The organism is Kangiella taiwanensis (genome assembly GCF_020005165.1).
Taxonomy (GTDB): domain Bacteria; phylum Pseudomonadota; class Gammaproteobacteria; order Enterobacterales; family Kangiellaceae; genus Kangiella; species Kangiella taiwanensis.
The window spans coordinates 1,091,363-1,111,090 of sequence record NZ_JAHCLT010000001.1 but is presented as its reverse complement, the minus strand read 5'-3'; the positions used below and the strand labels follow the sequence as shown (position 1 = coordinate 1,111,090).

Sequence of the window (19,728 nt, the reverse complement as noted above, 5' to 3'; positions counted from 1 at the left end):
TTGGATTATGCGAAGTTTTTCTCTGCAAAGTCCCAGTTCACTAATTCCCAGAAGTTTTTTAAGTACTCTGGGCGAGCGTTACGGTAGTCAACATAGTAAGCGTGCTCCCACACGTCTACTGTAAGTAGTGGTGTAACACCTGCGTCAGTGATTGGCGTATCAGCATTGCTTGTGTTAACGATTTCAAGTGAACCTGAAGCATTTTTAACTAACCAAGTCCAACCTGAACCGAAGTTGCCCGCTGCGCTTGCTGTGAACTTCTCTTTGAAGTCAGCGAATGAACCGAAAGCAGCGTTAATTGCGTCAGCGATAGAACCTGAAGGCTCGCCACCGCCGTTAGGGCTTAAGCTATTCCAGTAGAAAGTGTGGTTCCAAACTTGTGCAGCATTGTTGAACACACCACCTTCAGAAGTACGGATGATGTCTTCTAGCGACTTACCTTCGAAATCAGTACCTTCAATCATCTTGTTTAAGTTAGTCACGTAAGCATTGTGGTGCTTGCCGTAGTGATAATTGATGGTTTCTTCCGAGATATGTGGTGCTAGTGCATCACGACCATAAGGTAATTCTGGTAGTTCAATTGCCATGTTAATCTCCTGATTAATTCACGCTATAAATATAAAGGGTTCATTCTACCACGATCATTTTATCGACCCAATAGAATATAAGTATCAGAATATTAAGGATTTATATATTTCAGCGGCTTTTCACAAACTTTGACATTTATGCGCATTCGCTTATTATCAGGTGAACCAATAAATTCTATAACACAGTCTATGAATACTCTTGTTTTGATTTGCGCCTTTATTATGGGCTTCTCCATTATGACGGTTGAGCTCCTCGGAGGGAAAATTCTATCGCCCTACTTCGGTGGCAGCGTCTATGTCTGGGGCAGTATCATCACCGTTTTTATGCTCGCTTTATCTATTGGCTACCTTTTAGGGGGCAAACTGTCATTAAAAGAGCCTAATACCCGTAAATATGGGGTTATCTTCATTGCAGCATCATTAACGACCTTACCACTGGACATATGGCACTCAGAACTATCAGACTGGGTATTCATGCAGATAGAAGACCCTCGCTACGGTTCATTAGTAAGTTCCGTCATTTTGTTTCTAATACCGACCACTATTATGGGTATGGTTGCTCCCTATTCGGTACGTTTACTGGTTGCGAACGCTGAAAGTAGCGGCCAAACTGCTGGCTTCCTTTATTTTGTCTCCACGCTGGGGAGCGCGCTTGGCACCATTATGACTTCTTTCTACTTAGTTTTATGGTTTGAATTAGACTCTATTTTGTACGGTGTGACCATCGTCTTAGCCATTGTTGGCATCATTGCTATGCTATTCCCTAAGCCACTACCTAAAGCTGAGAAAGCGGAGCTGATTAATGAATAAGTTACTATTTGCCCTTTGCGCAGCCTTTATTGTCTTATGTGTTGCGCCAATGGACGGCGAAGCAAAAATCGTCGAGGAAGAACGCTCCCTCTATCAGAACGTCTATATCGTTAAAGAAGTTGGCCTCACCTGCATGCGCTTCCGAAAAAAGAGCCATAACGATCTCAGCCAGTCTTGTATCTTCGATGAAAGACCCAAAGAGTTGGTGTTCGATTATTACAAACTTGCCATGGGCGCGACATTCTTCCTAGACGACCCTAAAGACATGTTAGTCATTGGCTTAGGCGGTGGTGTTCTCGTTAATCGCTACAAAGAGGTGTATCCCAATGCAAACATCGTTTCTGTCGAAATCGATGATGTCGTTGCGGATATGGCGAAAAAATATTTTGGTTACACCGATGATGGCGAACAGTACGAGACCCATGTGCGCGACGGTCGAGTCTTTGTCAAACGCGAGCTACGAAAAGATCGACGTTATGATTTCATATTATTAGATGCCTTCAACAGTGACTATATTCCAGAGCACATGATGACCAAAGAATACCTAGAGGAAGTCAAAGGCTTACTCAAGCCTGGCGGCATCATCATGGCGAATACTTTTAGTTCAAGCGCCCTATTCCACCACGAATCTGAAACTTACCACCAGGTCTTTGGTGACTTGTACCAAATCCACTTTGAAGACGAAAAGACCAATCGCGTTATCGTGGTCAGTAATGACAAGCTACCTGAAATAAAAGAACTACTCAAAAAAGCAAACCACTACAAGCCACTACTATCCGAGTATGGCGTAGATACGCTTCGAGTCTTCGACGCCATTAGTGATGAAGTTAACTGGGATACTGACGCTAAAATACTGACCGACCAGTATTCGCCAGCAAATTTGTTGAAGTAAGCCGATCACCTTTAAAGCTTTGTGTGACTCAATGGCACAAAAAAGGCGCCTAATCAGCGCCTTTTTCATTGATTCCAGCTGTCACTTAGAACTTTAAAGCCGAGTCTAGATCTTCAAGAATATCATCAATATCCTCAACACCTACAGATAAACGCACCAAGTTATCCAAAATTCCAATCTCTTGGCGAATTTCGTAGGGTACAGCAGCGTGGGTCATGATCGCTGGGTGATTGGATAAGCTTTCAATACCGCCCAAACTCTCTGCCAGAGTAAAGACTTTTAGCTTCTTCATGAACTCATGCGAGTTCTTCGCCGCTTCTTCTTCCGTGTCGCCTTTAACCAACACCGACACCATACCGCTAAAGCCTTTCATTTGGCTTTTGGCTAATTCGTGCTGTGGGTGTGATTCTAAACCTGGGTAATACACTTTATCGATTTGTGGATGGTTGCTTAGGAACTCAGCCACTTTTTGACCATTTTCGTTATGCTGGCGCATACGCAGAGCCAATGTTTTCAAGCCACGAAGCGCTAAATAGCTATCAAAAGGCCCTTGAATCGCACCTGCTGAGTTGTGCAAGAACGCCATTTGTTCGCGCAACTCATCATTATCGCCAACAACTGCAACACCACCAACGATGTCTGAGTGACCGTTTAGGTATTTTGTCGCCGAGTGCATCACGATATCGAAACCAAAGTCTAAAGGTGTTTGGTTAAACGGTGTGGCGAAGGTGTTGTCCGCAACAGCGATTAAATTGTGCTTCTTAGCGAAGTCAGCAATCGCTTTCATATCAACCACTTTTAACATTGGGTTTGTCGGACTTTCGACCCAAATCATCTTAGTGTTTGGTTTAAGCGCCTTCTCAAGGTTACTTAAGTCAGACAAGTTCTCGAAGCTGAACTCTAGATTCGCCGTACGTTTACGAACTTTATCGAACAATCGGAAGGTACCGCCATACAAGTCATCCATAGCGATAACGTGCGAACCTGCGTCAAGTAGCTCAAGGATAGTGCTAGTTGCCGCCATACCAGAAGCGAAGGCATAGCCCTGCTTACCATTTTCCAAATCAGCAATACAGCGCTCATACGCCATACGCGTTGGGTTTTGGCTACGCGAATACTCATAACCCGTGTGCTCACCTGGAGATGGCTGGGCATAAGTTGACGTAGTGAAAATTGGTGGCATGACTGCGCCTGTGATCGGCTCAGGCTCTTGACCAGCATGAATCACGCGGCTGGCAAACTTAAATTTCTTGTCTGACATATAATACCTATTGGTTATATCGTTTAGCTCGTTTTAGCTAGAGAATGACTAGATGCATATAACATCTAGTCATTACAGAAAATTTCAAGGGTAGGACAGTTTTATTTCACAAAATCAGATTTCACTCAATAAGCGCTTTAAAAGTCAGGACGATCCTTTTTGGCGAGTTCTTTCTGATACTGCTTAACCTTTCTAAACAAGCTAAAGACCTGCTTATGAAAAGGAATCATCAATAAAACACCCACACCCATGATAATCCAAGGATAATGTGGCCAACTAAAATGCTCGGCTAGAATGCCAGAGTTCTTTTCGTTGATTAAATAGATCTCATAACCCGCAAAGACCACTAACGCCATACCCAAAATATCCAGTAATAACAACCAGATAGAGATATTAGCAGTGGGTGGCGTTAACTGTTTATCCTGACTCATGATAAAAAGCCCTGCTCTTTCATCCACTCGTCGTTATACATTTTCGACAAGTAGCGATTGCCCGTGTCACAAATCAGTGTCACAACATTCTTAGGCTCTGTTTGGTCTTGGCAATACTTCAAAGCCGCCGCCACTAAAGTACCCGTCGATGAACCACCCATCACAGATTCTTTCAGCATCAATTCACGCGCAGTATTTAAAGACTCTTTGTCAGTCACGGTATACGCTTTTGTGAATAAGCTCATGTCGCAAATATCAGGAATAAAGTCTTCACCAATACCTTCGATCACCCAGCTACCCGCTTCAGTCATTTCGCCCGTTTCATGGTAGTGCGTCAAAATCGAACCATCTGGATCTGCTAATACAATATCGATATCAGGGTTCTGCTCTTTCAAGAAACGCCCCACACCCGTTACCGTACCGCCAGAGCCAACGCCGAGCACCACAGCATCTATCTTACCATCTAACTGCTCCCACATTTCTGGCCCCGTGGTCATGTAGTGTGCAGCAATATTTGACGAGTTCGAGAATTGGTTAATGAAGTACCAACCATTTTCTTCCGACAAGCGTTTCGCAACGTCTTGGTAATATTCAGGATGACCTTTGCCAACGTCCGAGCGCGTACGCATGACTTCGGCACCAAAAGCACGCAGGTTATATTCTTTTTCCATGCTCATTTTGTCTGGCATGACGATTTTCAATTTATAACCTTTTTGCGAAGCAACCATGGCTAGACCAAGGCCTGTATTACCCGCTGTCGCTTCTATCAAAGTATCACCCGGCTTAATCCAACCTTCTTTTTCGGCTGTTTCTATCATAGTGATAGCGATACGATCTTTGATCGATGCACCGGGGTTTTGCGACTCAAGCTTACCGAATAATTGACACTTACCAGTGTCCATCTTCTGCAATTTAATCATTGGCGTGTTGCCAACCATCTCAAGAATATTGTTATAAACTTTCATACCGTTCCGATATAACCTAACCTTATATAATGTTGGCGCTACTTTAACACATTCGCGGTTCCAATGAACCTATCCAGAGTTAATGTTTGTAAAGGCTGCGCGATCTGCTCCAACCAGTTGTGCTTGGAGTGACATCCTTATATCCATAAAGCATACTAATCCCCAACTTAGAATCACATAAAATTATTACAATGCTCGACCGTGCCAGTGTCATCGATCAGAACTTCCTCATTGCACTCAAAACCGCTAAATTCCCAAGTAAACTCAGCAACATACCTGCCAGTGCCTCACAGCTGTCACCGCAAGAGTTTGTGCAGTTATTCGAGTCGCAACTGATCAGTCGGCACTTAGATCTGAGAGCCAGAATCTTAAAAGATCAGGGCATCGGGTTTTATACCATTGGCAGTAGCGGCCACGAAGGTAATGCAGTACTTGGGAAAGTGTTTAGGCACAACGACATGGCGTTCCTACACTACCGCTCTGGTGCCTTGATGGCCGAGCGCTCGCGCAAAGTACCTAACATTGACCCGATTCAAGATCAAATTCTGTCGCTAGTAGCCGCTAAAGACGATCCGATTTCACAGGGTCGCCACAAGGTTTTTGGCTCCGCTAAACTGTTTGTGCCACCACAAACCAGTACCATTGCATCGCATCTGCCTAAAGCCATGGGGGCGGCTTGGTCTTTAGGCCGAGCTTATCGCACAGGCTTTGATGCTTCAGTCCCGGGTGATGGCGTGATTTTATGTAACTTTGGCGATGCCAGCTTTAACCATGCCACTTCACAGTCAGCATTTAATGCCGCACAGTACTTGGCCTATAAAGGTGAGCCATTACCGTTGGTGTATATCTGTGAAGATAACGGCATCGGTATTTCGGTATCCACGCCTGACAACTGGATTGAAAACAACGTCAAAAATCGAGAAAGCATCGAATACATTCAGTGCAACGGTCTGCACTTGCCTGACGCTTATATGGCAGCACAAGAAGCCGAAGAGATCGCTCGTTATGAAAAACGTCCAGTATTCTTGCACATGAAGACTGTCCGCTTAATGGGTCATGCCGGCAACGATACCGAAAGTATGTATCACACCGTAGAGCATATAGAAGCTACCGAAGCACAAGATCCACTGCTGCACTCCGCACGCCTATGTATTGAAGCAGGCTATTTATCGACCGATGACATTTTGACCATGTATGAAGATACTCGTAAGAAAGTCGAAAAAGCAGCAGAACAAGCAATCAAACTACCTAAACTTTCTAGCGCCGAAGAAGTATGTGCTTCCGTCGCTCCCGAACGTCCGGCTAAAGAAAAACCTGCTTTACCGACTATCAGCAAACGCCATGAATTATTTGATATTGGCCGTCAGTTCAAGTTTTTGGATAAACCCAGAAGCATGGCACAGCTCATCAACTACGCTTTAACTGACCTGATGGAACAGTACTCAAACATCATCATGTTTGGTGAAGACGTGGGTAAAAAAGGTGGCGTTTATAGCGTATCGACCAATTTACAAAAGCGTTTTAGCGAGAACCGCGTGTTCGATACTATGCTAGACGAAACCAGCATTTTAGGTAACGCTATTGGCGCATCTCATCTAGGTTACCTACCGATCCCAGAGATTCAGTTCCTAGCTTATACCCATAATGCGGTGGATCAGATTCGTGGCGAAGCGTCGACCTTATCCTTCTTCTCGAATAATCAATTTACCAACCCAATGGTAATCCGCATTGCAGGCCTAGCTTACCAAAAAGGCTTTGGCGGTCACTTCCATAACGATAACTCGATTGCCTTCTTGCGTGAAATACCAGGCGTTATCCTTGCTTGTCCTTCCAATGGCCAAGACGCAGCCAAGATGCTTCGCGAAGCCGTTCGCTTAGCTGACGAACAAAAGCGTGTGGTGATTTTCTTAGAGCCTATCGCGCTGTACCATGCCAAAGATCTGCATGAAGCTGGTGATAATGGATGGCTCGGTGTCTACCCAGAGCCCAATGAAGTGGTTAACTTTGGTGAGCCTGCGTTATATCCAAGTGAAGCTAAGAAACCAAGCAAAACCTTAATCATTAGTTATGGCAACGGACATTATTTATCACAGCAAGCGCAGAAGATTTTAAAAGACAAATACAAAACTGCGGTAGATGTCATGGATATTCGCTGGTTAGCGCCACTCAATCACCGAGCTATCGCCGACGTTGCTAAGAATTATCAAAACATCTTAGTTGTCGATGAATGCCGTAAAACTGGCTCTTTGAGCGAGGAGCTGATTACAGGATTAGTTGAACATACAGATAAGATACCAAACATTAAACGCATTACAGGCCATGACACCTTCATTCCGATTGGCACCTCTTGGGAGTTTGTGCTGCCAGGTAAAGACGATATCGTAAAAGCGGTTAGAGAGCTGATTTAAACAGCTCTCTAATTTCACCCTTTAGCTGAAAAGCTTCAGTTGGTCTTTCCTGTCAATAAATTAAAGCGCCTTATAGCGGCTTCTTCATGGCCCCGAGCTTGGGCTTTTAAGTACCACGCGATAGCAGTTTCAATATCTTTGGCCACTCCTAGCCCCTTCTCATAAGACATGCCCAAATTATACATCGCATACTTCTCTCCATCCTCAGCGGCCAACTGGAATAACTGATTCGCTTTTTCGTAACTCTGTTCGAAATATTCGCCTTCTTTATATAATAATGCTAATTCATTATTGGCTGAAGCATGCCCGTTTTTCGCCGCTCGTTCAAACCATTCCACAGCAAGCGGATAGTTTTGTTCAATACCACGGCCTTTAAGAAGCATATATCCATAATTGAACATTCCCTGCGCGCTACCTTGCTCAGCAGCTAAACTATACATTTGAACAGCACGTGTTAAATCCTTTTCAACACCCCTACCCTTTTCGTAGTTATACCCAAGACCAACGATGGCAGGAAGACTCCCCTGTTTAACGGCCATACTTAACCAACGAACTGATTGAGCTAGATCTCGACCGGTGATATCTCCATCATCATAAGCATTTGCTAATTCGTATTGAGCTGCTACAAGTCCTTTTTTTGCAGCCTGCTGCAGATACTTAAATGATAAGTTTTTATCACTGGCTTGAAGGAATTTATATAGAATATAGTCAGCTTTTGGGTGATGTTGTGACTGTGCTTCCTCTATCAAATCTAGGAACTCTTCCTGAACGTCTTCCCACTCTTTAGACTCATCCATAACTAAAAGAGATCCCTTCAGTACTAAGGCTTCTGCGTACTCAAGTTCAGCAGCTAACTCAAGGTATTTTAGAGCTACCTCATCTTGCTCTTTATCATTGAAGTAGTTATATAGGTAATAAGCGCTTCTGCCGTTACCGGCTGATGCAGCCCTTTTAAATGCCTCAACTAGCTGCCCTTCTGGAAGATCGTAAAGAGTAGAGACTAATGCTATCTCACCAAAAGTGCGATCTTCCCCTATAAGTTCTACAGACTTCTGCTCTAATTGTTTGGAAACTGCAAGATCTTTATCAGTATTTATTCCATGCTTGAAAATGACTGAAAGCCTAACAAAAGCCGTAGCTAAACCCGCCTCCGATGCTGAAATAAGCTGATCAATCGCATCATCTATATCATAGCCGTTGATTTTGTCACCGATAATTAATTTATCAGCCAACATTTGCTGAGCCATAGAGTTACCCGCACTAACTGAGCGCAGTAACCGCTCTACAGCTACATCATTATTTTGAGCCCATAATACTCGGGCAGTCCCTAAATCGAAAGCAGAGTTGGTTTCATGCAACTCTTCAAACGTTGCAGTGGGCAGAAAGTTTAACGAATAGATGTCTACAGGCTCTTCCGAGCTTGAGTATAGGATATCTAAAGCGTCCCAGACATTGAAATGAAACGACCTTTGTTTACCAGTATCTTCAGAGTTCGCTACTACTGCATATGAAAACATTGAACCCGCAGCATAAGGCTGAATATAATATTCAACAACCTCATACCCAAGAGCTTTGATAAGATCCGTTGGTTCACCAAAGTCCGTAACTTTTACTGCACTATAATAATTTTTTGCATCGCCATTTTTGAAATAGCCAAGCACCAAGTAGTCGATCATGCTTTCATGGAATTCAATAGCTGTACTATCGTTTGACATTTGTGCACAGTCAGCTGCAAGTTGATGCACACGAATAGATAGTGGCAGAGTTTTTAACCTATTGATGAAGTCAACTGATTCACAAGCAGCTTTTCCGCTGTAAATATCGCTTTCTAGCTGAACAAAACTGTTAAATGCACTACCATTATTTAGGAAGTAACTCGAGTTTAAATAACTCTCAAACAGCCTATCAAAGGGTACTGAGCTTGGTTCAATTAATAGCTGATTAAATACTTTTGTATAGATATTATCATTCTCTACCTGAGGGTCTACTGGCTCTACCGTTTTACAAGAGCTTAATATGAATAGCGCTGTAGTTACTATCAATAGTATCTTTTTCATGTTTTATCCTTTGATAAGATCTTGTAATCGTTTTTTTCGTTGTTGCTTTTGTTGAGACTTACTCGCAGGGAATATCAGTCTATAATTTAAATGGTTTTGCACCTCTATTAGAGACTCGTAATAATTATCCAGCACATCAACATTGACTTCTTTTTCCTTGGCCTTATAGTCAAAGCTCAAATTCATTGAGTTTTGTTTTACAGCTACATTTCTTTCAAAAGAAAAACTCTCGTGATTAATTTCTTTATTCGTTTTCTTTGAGTCTAGAGAATATGTTTCTGGCAAAACCACCCTAATGTTATGAGTTATTTTTTTAGGGAAAGGTATGGCTAGACCGACGTCACGCTCAGGCCTTTCAGGATAATAAATATGATTGTTCATTTCATATGACGAAAAATCCGAATAATAATGATTAGAGTTGAAGCTCCATAAACTTGGAACTATGTATGATTCTTTTATCGTAACAATATTCAGGTCTTCATCATCATTAATATCGATTTCCCCATCAATTTTTAGGGTCGGGTACACTTTCTTGTAAAAGTTAAAATAATTATCTTGAATAACCTTCTTACTATTAACCTTGTACCAACTTCTAACTCTATCAGCCTCGATTCCATAGTAAGTAGATGATATTGAATAACTAGCAGGTTTTGACATGCTACTAAGTTTAAATAGCTCTTCTATATGAATTTTATGCTCGTAATCATGTTGAGGTACTGAGACAATGCCCTGCTCTAACTGAGAGTCAATGACCAATACTTTCTCGAACGGCAATAGGCTTATTGACTTTAAGCTACCTCTTTGGGCTGTTTTAGTCGGATCAACGAAGTAGAATTGTTCCCCATATTCTATCCCTACAATTACATGATCAAATACGCCAGGGCTAGGCAACATTGTTTCAAAACCGCTATTTAAATCTGTCGAGACTAAAGCAGGATATGCAGTTACACCCAGTTGTCTAAGTAACGCAACCAACATGACCGTTTTATCCTTACAATCCCCATACTTTCTGTCGAAAACTGTGTTCGGATGGTGGGGTTTGTGTGAATTAACTCCAAGCTCAATACCAAAGTATCGGATATCGTCCTGAACGTATTGAATAGCTGCTGTAATTTGAGACTCTAAGTCACCTGGGAACTGCTCTTTCCAGCCATTAGCAAGACGGAGTAAAGAGTTGTTTAATTCAAACTTATCTTGATAGTGCGGTAAAGCCCATTCAACAACCTCATCCCATGATTCAAACTCACTCCCCTGGATGTAAGGAAAATAGTGTACTCTATTAGGAATGCCATCGAGTGACTTCTTAGTGGTTACATTATCAATGGATAACTTATACTGATACCTACCAGCCACTTTTTCCGTGTTAAGTTTATCATCATAGGCCGTTGCCTTAATTTGAAGAGGGTTGTCCGATACGGCTTTAAGAAAGAGCTTTTTTATTGGTGATGACCAACCCAAGTTTTGCCTGAAAAATGTTTTGCCTTCAAAAATTGGATTCTGCCCTTTAACCGTATAAGCAAAGTCAACAACATCATTTACTTGCAAACCTTTGATCTGTGTCGAGGCAGTTGCCTTTCCTGTCAGCATGAGACTTTCTTCAGTATCCTCACTTTGAGCAACTGTAATATCTTCTATGGCCAGACGGTTAACAACCTTCCCGTTACGGATAACATTAATATGGTGAACCTCTAGTCTTTGAAAACTAGGGTTATAGTCAATAATGACCTGTGAGTTATCTGCTAACGCTTCCTTTTGATCTATAGAGTAAACCAAACGAAAGTAGTCTTCTGAGTCATTGCCAAAGTCTAGTTGGCGCTCAAGCAAGTAATATGTAACGCCATAATTACCATCTTGATTAACGCCTTTTGGAATGCCTTGCTGGGTCACCCAGCTTGGTACAGGCTGAACTGAATATGTGTCTTTAAGCTCTATCGACTTGTCAGCAGAAACGCTAGCGCAACAAAATACCCATAGTATTATTATTTTATATAATCCATTCATAATCTTATTCTATTAATATTTAAAGTACAGATATTACCAAGGCTCAAAATGGATAACAACTTGCTAAAGGTACCACTCAGCCTTGGCAATACGTCTTACTTACTTGAATGAAAAAAGGAGCCCTGAGGCTCCTTTCTTTGTTTTGAATCAGTAAGATTCTAGTGGCAGCTAGCCAAAGGTGTAGCTTGATTGAATACCTAATGGCATACCTAAGCCCCAATAAGCCAGTAAGAACAAACTCCAGCCGATTAAGAATGCTATCGAGAATGGTAACATCATCGCAATCAAAGTGCCGATACCTGTGTCTTTAACATACTTCTGGCAATAAACCACAACTAACGGGAAGTAAGGCATCAGTGGCGTGATAATGTTAGAGCTTGAATCCCCGACACGATAAGCCGCCTGCGTGAGATCTGGCGAGATACCGAGTTGCATTAGCATTGGAACAAAGATTGGTGCTAACAGTGCCCATTTGGCTGATGAAGACCCTACGAATAAGTTCACAAAGCCCGTCAATAAAATAATACCAACAATAGTCACACCGCTTGGAAGTGACATAGCTTTTAATACCTGAGCGCCTTCAATCGCTAGAAGCGCACCTAAGTTTGACTGAGCAAAAGCTGAAATAAATAGAGCACAGAAGAAAGCCATTACAACGTAGTACGCCATGCCTTCCATCGCTTTGGTCATGGCATCAATCATGTCTTTTGACTTCTTAAAGGTACCGGAAGCAAAGCCATAGATGGCGCCAGGAATCCAGAACAACAAGAAAATCAAAGGAACAATCGACTTCATCAAAGGAGCCGCAAAGTTAGTCAAAGAGCCATTATGGCTTAACGGAGAGTCTTCTATTAACGATGCCCATGCCAGCAAACCCAGACCTGCGATCATGACAGTGGTAGCGATGAGGAACGAGCGCTTTTCTTCTTTAGTAACAATATCAAACTCAGGTAGATCTTCCGTATCACCATCAACTTTTGTTCTTTGTAGGCGTGGCTCGATAATCTTATCGGTAATGTACCAACCCACTAAAATAATGAAGATACTCGATACGGAGGTGAAGAAGTAGTTGTTCAGCGGATTAACTTGCATACCTTCTTCGATGATTTGAGCTGAGCTTTGCGTGAAGCTTTGTAGCAATGGGTCAATGCCCGAAGGAATAAAGTTAGCACTAAAACCACCGCTCACACCAGCAAACGCCGCCGCGATACCAGCTAATGGATGACGCCCCATGGCATAGAAAATCACACCAGCAAGCGGAATCACCAATACATAACCCGCATCTGTCGCAGTATGGCTCACAATACCTACAAGGATAATCATCGGTGTTAGCAACGCTTTTGGTGTGCGCTTTAACATCAATTTAATACCCGTATTGATGTAACCTGAGTGCTCTGCCACACCCACACCCAGCATAGCGACCAATACCACTCCCAACGGCGCGAAACCTGTAAAGGTAGTGACCATGGTCGATAGGAAGTTGGCTAAAGAATCACCGGTTAGAAGGTTTTTAACCACGATGGGATCGCCTGTACGCGGATCAATCGCAGAGAAATCAACACCAGAAAATAACCACGACAAAATCCAGATCGTGATCATGGCAAATAAGAAAATAATGGCGGGATCAGGAAGCTTATTACCGACCCTTTCAATGCCATTCAGAAAGCGGGCTATGGCACCCGTCTGTTGTGCATTATCGTTATTCATGAGTATCCCCAATAGAAGTAAACCTGATTTATACCCTAATTGCCTCACTTCCTTCAAGTTTTAGGCTCATATTGTCGCTCTGACCAGTGCCTTTGTACTCCAACGAAGCTCAGATGCCACTATCTTGAAAAAGACAACAAAGTCCCAATAACACTTATTAGTATCCATTAGTAGGGCTCGCTATGCTCCCTCTTTATATATTCCTTATATGTTGTGCAGCCCTTATCGCCTGGATTGCAACCTCTAGTATTCGCAAACGGCGTAAACGTCAACAGGTCGCCAGCGAGCCATTTCCAAAAGAGTGGCGCCAAATCCTGCGTAAAAACTTAAGCTTTTTTTACAAGATGCCCACAGACTTGCAGCTACAGCTTAAGGACAAGATGAAAGTCTTTCTCGCAGAGAAAGAGTTTAGTGGCCATCAAGGTCAAGAAGTCAGTGATGAAGTGCGCGTCACTATAGCAGCGCAAGCCTGTCTACTGCTTCTCAACCGACACACAGACTTCTATCCTTTCCTACACACCATCTCGGTCTATCCCGCCGCCTTTATCACTAACCGAGCGATGCAGGACGGCTCTGGGGTTGAGCAGCGTGATTCTCGTGTGATACTTGGCGAGTCTTGGAATCGTGGAAAAGTGATACTGTCTTGGAAAGATTCCGCCAGCGGCGGTGCAGATTTCGAAGATGGCCATAACTTGGTGATTCATGAGTTCGCCCACCAGCTTGATGGCGAATCCGGTACAACAAATGGTGCACCACCATTAGGAAAAGAACAGAATTATGACAAGTGGTCAAAGGTATTGTCGACGGAGTTCGAAAAACTTCGCCAACAGGCTCGGCGTGGTGAACCCACGTTAATTGATAAGTACGGCACCACAAATCCAGCAGAGTTTTTTGCAGTCACCAGCGAAGTGTTTTTTGAACGCCCGAAGGATCTGAAAAGCCACCATCCCGAGCTATATAAGCAATTTCAGCTATTTTATAAGATTGACCCAGCAAGCTGGTAAGCCTTACTGGTAAGTCACCTCAGAGTGCATAGGTGCTAGCGTTGATAATAACCGATTCTGGGTCACGTAGGGTATTTGCTGTTGAGTCATCGCCTCCCTTAAATGTGTTACTAATCGATTAAACTCAGCATCACTGATATTGAGGCCTCTGTGCACCTCAGACATGGTTCCCCCAGTATACTCACAAGGTCCGTCTGCTACTTGGCACAGCTGCTCAATTAAGTGCTCTCGAAATATTGGTATATCCACATCCACGAAGCGCTTATTAAGCAGTTCATCCCTAGCAATGAGAACAAGTAACTTATCCACGACCCCGGTTATACCTTGTTTTTCACCAAGTTGTTGATACATGGTGCCCTTATCAGCATGATATGCGCACGCTCCTAGCCATACTACCCAAAGCATGAGGCCACTTTTTAGTAGACTTTTTAGACCACCACTCATTAAAAATACCCTTGGAAGTTAATATAGTAACCGGTCTGATCAGGCAACCCAGCAATAGAACCCAAGTCAACATACGCAGCACTAATGCTCAGGTGTTTATTTACAAACCAAGCTACAAAAAAATCCTTCCAGCTATCTTCTTCAACAGAAGCTAAGACATTGGGTTGCTGGCGATACTCCATGCCTACGGCAATATCCTCTCTAGGCATAACAGCAAAGCTTGCTTCAGCCAACCACTCCCTATCATCATTGTTGATGTCCCCGAAACCCAGTAATCCATTCTGGTTTGCGTTGGAGTAACGTGCTGAGGCATTAAATAGCCAATTATAACCACCGGCACCATGTAAAAATAACTTACTCGCGGCCACATAATAGTCAGTACCGGTATCTTTTCTAGCCCCCAATAACTGCGGGATAGTTGGATCTTTATTTTCCTTATAAATCAATCCAGCAGAAACTTGAGGCCAATTACCGTAAATGATGTCGCCATATAAACGCGCTTTAACCGAATACATCTGTTGCTTAATGCTGCTATTCAGAGGAAGTACGTCTAAGCTCTGTTGGGCAACAGCAATCTCAACGCGATTGTCAAAACTCAATGAAGCGCCTTGAACATCAAGCTTAAAATCATCAAGATTTACCGCCGAGTAATGCGCAGTTGCGCTCCATTCATCAGAGCTACTGTAACCGCTGATCACAGCCCATGGTGTAATTCCGCCACCAGCGATACCTTCAATCGAATTCAAACCACCGGTCGCTAAGATTCGACTACCAGCCCATGAGTCAGGACTCGATAAAATAACTAGTAATAAACCAACGCGAATACCATACTTCAGTTTTAACAAACGATACCCTTACCCACTTAATCAGTTAACACAGTATTGCTATTGAACTTCTCACACCATGCCTCAAAATCATTCGCTCTCAATGCACGCGTAAAGAAGTAGCCTTGGCCTAAATCGCAGCCAAACGTCTTGAGTTGTTGTAAGCATGACTCTGTTTCAACACCTTCAGCAACGACTTTCATACCAAAACTATGCGCCAGTTCCACCGAGGTTTCAACAATCATTCTGTCTTCCTCGTTATTATCAAAATCGATAACAAATGATTTATCAATTTTTAGCTCACTAGCCGGCACTTTCTTCAGATAACTTAATGACGAATAGCCCGTTCCAAAATCATCGATAGCAATGCTGATACCAAGATCTTTAAATATGTTCATTGACTCAACAGCCAGCTCTGGATCCGACATGATGACGCTTTCTGTGATTTCAAAACTTAGACAACGGGGGTTGATACTGTATTTCTCCAACAAACTTCGAACTATAAACCTAAAACCTTTATCCAATAAGTCATCGACCGAAATATTGACCGAAACCCTCAAGGATAAGCCTTTTGCTTGCCAAAGGATAATCTGTTTTATCACCTCTTCTATCACCCAGTTTGTTACCGCTCTAATATTCCCCGATAGTTCTGCTAACTGAATAAACTCTTCTGGTGATATGAAGCCAAGTTCTTTATCCTGCCACCGTAGCAACGCTTCTGCTTCCGTACACTGACCGCTATTAAGGTTCACCTTTGGCTGATACTCAAGGTACATGCTGCCATCAGCCATAGACTCTTCGAAAATACCAATAATGTGCAGCTGTCTTTGGTAATTCTCATCCTGACCTTGTTGGTACAACACAAAAGAGTCCGCGCTGCGTTTTGCTTTACTTAATGCTATATCAGCGCAACGCAGCATATCATTAATGGTTTGAGAGCGATTATTGAGATAATACACTCCAGCGTTAACATAAACGTTAACCTGGCTATCATCAATATTGATGCCTTGTTGTAAAGCAGGCAGTAATTGCTCAGCAAAAAGTTTGCAAATATCGTAATCCGCAGCAATTAAAAATTCATCACTTGCTAACCTAGCCTTAAACACGTCCTTAGGAAGAGTTCCGGTTAATCGCTTGGCAATCGCCTTTAGGATCAGATCGCCATTAGCGTAACCAATCGAGTCATTAATCAAGCGGAATTTTTTTATATTGAGAATAATTAACGTTCCGCGTCCTTTATCCAAAAGCCTCTTTAAATATTGCTCAGCAGCATTTCGGTTTGCCAGTCCAGTTAACATATCGTGCGTGTTGTTATATACAATTTCTTCTTGGCGCTGTTTAATATCAACATTCATTTGCTGCAGTGTTGAGGACAATAAACTTAGCTCTTTGGTTTTGACCTGCGGTGCCTTGGATGACTCGCCTTTTCCGATTCGTCGAGCAAATCTAACCAGCTTTTCTACCGGACGGCTTACTTCCTTGGCGAGCCATATAGCAACCCCTATAGCCACCAGCAATGCACCCAAGAAAACCCAAAGCTGGTAATTTCTAAGTTCATAGTAACGCTTTAACCAGCTGTTACTAGAAACATACATAAAGCTATAAAGCTTAGCGCTCTCTGTCGGACTTGATAATTCACTGACAAAAAGCAGATCATCACTTTCCAGCCTTGACAGGCCTAGAATCGATTGTTGCTGACCCTGTTCATGAGGACTAACTTGCGATTCAAAATAATGCTCTATGCTAGGCTCATCAATCGTGGTGTTCAACGTTGCTCTGGAGCCACTCATAGCTACAAACCCAACATCCAACCCAGTAATTTGCTTGGTCTCCTCCGCAACATCTTTATCAAGTAAAAAACCCATACCTACCCAAGCAACAGTAGTCGGCGCTTTAACTGGAGCAAAAACAATCATGTAAGGCTCTTCGTTTATAACCAAGTTGCGACTAAAGGCACTGCCATTTCGATAGAAATCTTGTGAGCCCTCAACCAATCTCTCCACCTCCTGAGCGGAAACCACTGGTGCAGATAACAGGCGCTCTAATGAATTATTCAATAACAATACGAGGTCTGCGTTAATACGACGGCTGTGGTTCTCTAGTGCTGTCGCTATGGTAGGTCTATCCTCTGTGGCAATAGCAGATTTGAAGCCGAAGTCGGAGACGAGAACCTGGGTTGCTGACCGATATTGAGCTTCTTTTTGCTCCAAACCTTCTCTCAAGATTTTTGAACCGACTTTCACAGATTGTGAAGCTTGCTCTTCTGACAAATTCCGAATCACTTGAAGCGTTGCAAATGATGACCCAAGTTGGACTAGCGATAGGGCCAGAACCATCAATAAAATGAGCTTTCCTCGATAGCTCTTAATCATTGAATGTCCTTAAATAAATCTTGCCACTTATTATCTGGTGGCGAAGGTTTCTCCTTTTCCTCAATATGAAATGTAATGCTGATATCCTTAGTCTCGCTATCTAGCACGATTTGCTGTTGTTCAAAGCTATCCAGCTGCCAAGGATGCCATAGATTCAGTTGATACGTGCCCTTGGGTAACTCTTCAAAACTTACAACACCAGAAGCTGTTGTTTTACCTAACCAAGGACTGCCGCCAACATAGATGTAAGCTTGCATGTAATCATGGATATTACAACCAATAGCGACAATGCCCGCTTTATTAAATCTGATCGTGGTATCAGGACGCCCCACATACAACTTTAGCTCAAAGGTTTTAGCCTCAGAGAAAGAATATACATGATGGCGGGTTTTGTCATAGTTTGGAAAATCAACTTCACTACCGACGGTGACTGCACTAATGAAAGGTACAAAGGTACGGTTTTTTTGTCCGATTTCATGAAAGTCTTGACTAAGGTTAGAATCAGCTTGCGCCGGTTGCTCGTCCAGTTTTTCTGGCAATAACTCAACTACTACATCAGCGATAGGTTGCTGTTGAGCATCCACAACGGTCACAGACAAGCCACTCGCTTTTACAGCAAGGCCTATTACCCCAAGCAAGCCAACGTACAAGCTTTTAATAGCCAGTTTAGTTTTCATACAGTTACTATGCCCAATTATTACTGTTATAGCAATAATTTAGCACTACAACTCTTGCCCACAGGCATGGCCTGAAGCCCAAGCCCATTGGAAGTTGAAACCTCCTAAATGACCTGTGACATCAAGGACTTCACCAATAAAGTAAAGCCCCGGAACTTTTTTGGCTTCAAAGGTTTTAGAAGAAACTTCATCTGTATCAATACCGCCCAAGGTTACCTCAGCGGTACGATAGCCTTCGGTTCCTGTAGGCTTCAATGACCACGACTGACATTGTTTGGCAACCCGCTGTAACGATTCATTCGACAGCTCCGCAAGAGGCTTATCTTTAATATCACCGAACCACATATCAGTTAGGCGATCCGCCAACTTTTTGGTTAGCGTTTCCGCCAATAACGTATTGATATGTGATTTAGGACGCGCTTGCTGGCTGTCTTTTAGTGCTTGGAATAAATCTATATCAGGAAACAAGTTAATTTGAATGCTATCACCCGGCTTCCAGTAGGAAGAAATCTGTAAGATAGAGGGTCCGCTTAATCCACGGTGAGTAAACAAAATGTTTTCACGGAAACTCTCTCCATTACAGCTTACGCTTGCATCAGCAGATGTCCCTGACAATCCCTCAAATTGCTCCAACAGGCTGGGCGTCAGCGTAAATGGAACCAGTCCTGCAGTGGTCGGTAAAACAGTCAGTCCGAACTGTTTGGCGATATCATACCCAAAGCCAGTTGCGCCCATGGTTGGAATCGACAAGCCTCCTGTCGCGATAACCAGGGAGCGGCATTGCCACTTACCTTGGCTTGTAGTCAGTAAAAAACCCTGCTCAGTTTTCTCGACCTGTTCAATAGCACAATGAGTCCTGACATCAGCACCAACGTTGCTACACTCGTCCAATAGCATATTAACGATATCTTTGGCTTTGTTGTCGCAAAAAAGCTGGCCCAGTTTTTTTTCATGATAAGGAATACCATGCTTTTCCACTAACCCAATAAAGTCCCACTGGGTATAACGACTTAGGGCTGACTTACAGAAATGTTCATTATGTGACAGGAAGTTACTAGGCTCGGCATAGTAGTTAGTGAAATTACAGCGGCCACCGCCCGACATCAATATCTTTTTGCCAACTTTGTTGGCATGATCTAAGACAGCTACAGACTTACCTCGTCCGCCAGCACTGATCGCACACATCAACCCAGCTGCGCCAGCCCCAATAATAATAACGTCTTTTTCTTGCATGCCGCTTAATCACTTCGCTATATACTAAAATATTCGAGCAGAATTCTACCATCTA

The 19,728-nt window shown here is 43.0% G+C and carries 16 protein-coding genes; 4 read left to right on the top strand and 12 right to left on the bottom strand.

What is annotated here, in order from left to right:
* Positions 1–5 precede the first annotated feature (5 nt).
* On the bottom strand, positions 6–587 hold the full coding sequence (sodB, locus tag KFK88_RS05230; RefSeq protein WP_223577593.1) for a superoxide dismutase [Fe]: 582 nt from the start codon (positions 585–587) through the stop codon (positions 6–8).
* A 189-nt stretch (positions 588–776) separates the two neighbouring features.
* Here sodB and KFK88_RS05225 point away from each other — a divergent pair, with 189 nt between their 5' ends.
* Together KFK88_RS05225 and KFK88_RS05220 are read left to right on the top strand one after the other, a co-directional pair.
* Positions 777–1,397 (top strand): fused MFS/spermidine synthase, encoded by a 621-nt coding sequence (locus KFK88_RS05225; RefSeq protein WP_223577592.1) that lies wholly within the window; start codon positions 777–779, stop codon positions 1,395–1,397.
* The gene (locus KFK88_RS05220) at positions 1,390–2,289 is read left to right on the top strand and encodes a spermidine synthase (RefSeq protein WP_223577591.1); all 900 of its coding nucleotides are present in this window, start codon (positions 1,390–1,392) and stop codon (positions 2,287–2,289) included. Before KFK88_RS05225 ends, KFK88_RS05220 begins: the two co-directional genes overlap by 8 nt.
* Positions 2,290–2,374: 85 nt before the next feature.
* Here KFK88_RS05220 and KFK88_RS05215 read toward each other — a convergent pair whose 3' ends face one another.
* The 3 genes from KFK88_RS05215 to KFK88_RS05205 all read right to left on the bottom strand — a co-directional run bounded on the left by KFK88_RS05215 (position 2,375) and on the right by KFK88_RS05205 (position 4,946).
* The gene (locus KFK88_RS05215) at positions 2,375–3,550 is read right to left on the bottom strand and encodes a trans-sulfuration enzyme family protein (RefSeq protein ID WP_223577590.1); all 1,176 of its coding nucleotides are present in this window, start codon (positions 3,548–3,550) and stop codon (positions 2,375–2,377) included.
* A 137-nt stretch (positions 3,551–3,687) separates the two neighbouring features.
* A complete protein-coding gene (locus KFK88_RS05210) occupies positions 3,688–3,981 on the bottom strand; it encodes a hypothetical protein (protein WP_223577589.1) in 294 nt (97 codons plus the stop codon).
* On the bottom strand, positions 3,978–4,946 hold the full coding sequence (locus KFK88_RS05205; RefSeq protein ID WP_223577588.1) for a PLP-dependent cysteine synthase family protein: 969 nt from the start codon (positions 4,944–4,946) through the stop codon (positions 3,978–3,980). The genes KFK88_RS05210 and KFK88_RS05205 overlap by 4 nt, the downstream gene beginning before the upstream one ends.
* Before the next feature lie 191 nt (positions 4,947–5,137).
* On the opposite strand from KFK88_RS05205, the gene KFK88_RS05200 reads away from it, so the two are divergent.
* Complete coding sequence (locus tag KFK88_RS05200) at positions 5,138–7,354, top strand: thiamine pyrophosphate-dependent enzyme (RefSeq protein ID WP_223577587.1); 2,217 nt, start codon at positions 5,138–5,140, stop codon at positions 7,352–7,354.
* Between the two features lie 35 nt (positions 7,355–7,389).
* On the opposite strand, the gene KFK88_RS05195 is transcribed toward KFK88_RS05200, so the two are convergent.
* The 3 genes from KFK88_RS05195 to KFK88_RS05185 all read right to left on the bottom strand — a co-directional run bounded on the left by KFK88_RS05195 (position 7,390) and on the right by KFK88_RS05185 (position 13,119).
* On the bottom strand, positions 7,390–9,411 hold the full coding sequence (locus KFK88_RS05195; RefSeq protein WP_223577586.1) for a tetratricopeptide repeat protein: 2,022 nt from the start codon (positions 9,409–9,411) through the stop codon (positions 7,390–7,392).
* A 3-nt stretch (positions 9,412–9,414) separates the two neighbouring features.
* Positions 9,415–11,412 (bottom strand): DUF3857 domain-containing transglutaminase family protein, encoded by a 1,998-nt coding sequence (locus KFK88_RS05190; protein WP_223577585.1) that lies wholly within the window; start codon positions 11,410–11,412, stop codon positions 9,415–9,417.
* A gap of 168 nt (positions 11,413–11,580) precedes the next feature.
* The gene (locus tag KFK88_RS05185; RefSeq protein WP_223577584.1) at positions 11,581–13,119 is read right to left on the bottom strand and encodes an AbgT family transporter; all 1,539 of its coding nucleotides are present in this window, start codon (positions 13,117–13,119) and stop codon (positions 11,581–11,583) included.
* Positions 13,120–13,301: 182 nt separating this feature from the next.
* Here KFK88_RS05185 and KFK88_RS05180 point away from each other — a divergent pair, with 182 nt between their 5' ends.
* Positions 13,302–14,123: a M90 family metallopeptidase gene (locus KFK88_RS05180; RefSeq protein ID WP_223577583.1), complete on the top strand. Its 822-nt coding sequence runs from the start codon at positions 13,302–13,304 to the stop codon at positions 14,121–14,123.
* A 3-nt stretch (positions 14,124–14,126) separates the two neighbouring features.
* Here KFK88_RS05180 and KFK88_RS05175 read toward each other — a convergent pair whose 3' ends face one another.
* Genes KFK88_RS05175 through KFK88_RS05155 form a run of 5 tightly spaced genes read right to left on the bottom strand, consistent with a single transcriptional unit; the run spans position 14,127 to position 19,673 of the window.
* On the bottom strand, positions 14,127–14,567 hold the full coding sequence (locus KFK88_RS05175; protein WP_223577582.1) for a group I truncated hemoglobin: 441 nt from the start codon (positions 14,565–14,567) through the stop codon (positions 14,127–14,129).
* Positions 14,567–15,412 (bottom strand): DUF3034 family protein, encoded by an 846-nt coding sequence (locus KFK88_RS05170; protein ID WP_223577581.1) that lies wholly within the window; start codon positions 15,410–15,412, stop codon positions 14,567–14,569. The genes KFK88_RS05175 and KFK88_RS05170 overlap by 1 nt, the downstream gene beginning before the upstream one ends.
* 17 nt (positions 15,413–15,429) lie before the next feature.
* Positions 15,430–17,763 (bottom strand): bifunctional diguanylate cyclase/phosphodiesterase, encoded by a 2,334-nt coding sequence (locus tag KFK88_RS05165; protein ID WP_223577580.1) that lies wholly within the window; start codon positions 17,761–17,763, stop codon positions 15,430–15,432.
* Positions 17,760–18,440, bottom strand: coding sequence for a methylamine utilization protein (locus tag KFK88_RS05160; protein WP_223577579.1), 681 nt, complete (start codon positions 18,438–18,440; stop codon positions 17,760–17,762). The genes KFK88_RS05165 and KFK88_RS05160 overlap by 4 nt, the downstream gene beginning before the upstream one ends.
* 45 nt (positions 18,441–18,485) lie before the next feature.
* Positions 18,486–19,673, bottom strand: coding sequence for a BaiN/RdsA family NAD(P)/FAD-dependent oxidoreductase (locus KFK88_RS05155; RefSeq protein WP_223577578.1), 1,188 nt, complete (start codon positions 19,671–19,673; stop codon positions 18,486–18,488).
* Positions 19,674–19,728: the final 55 nt, after the last annotated feature.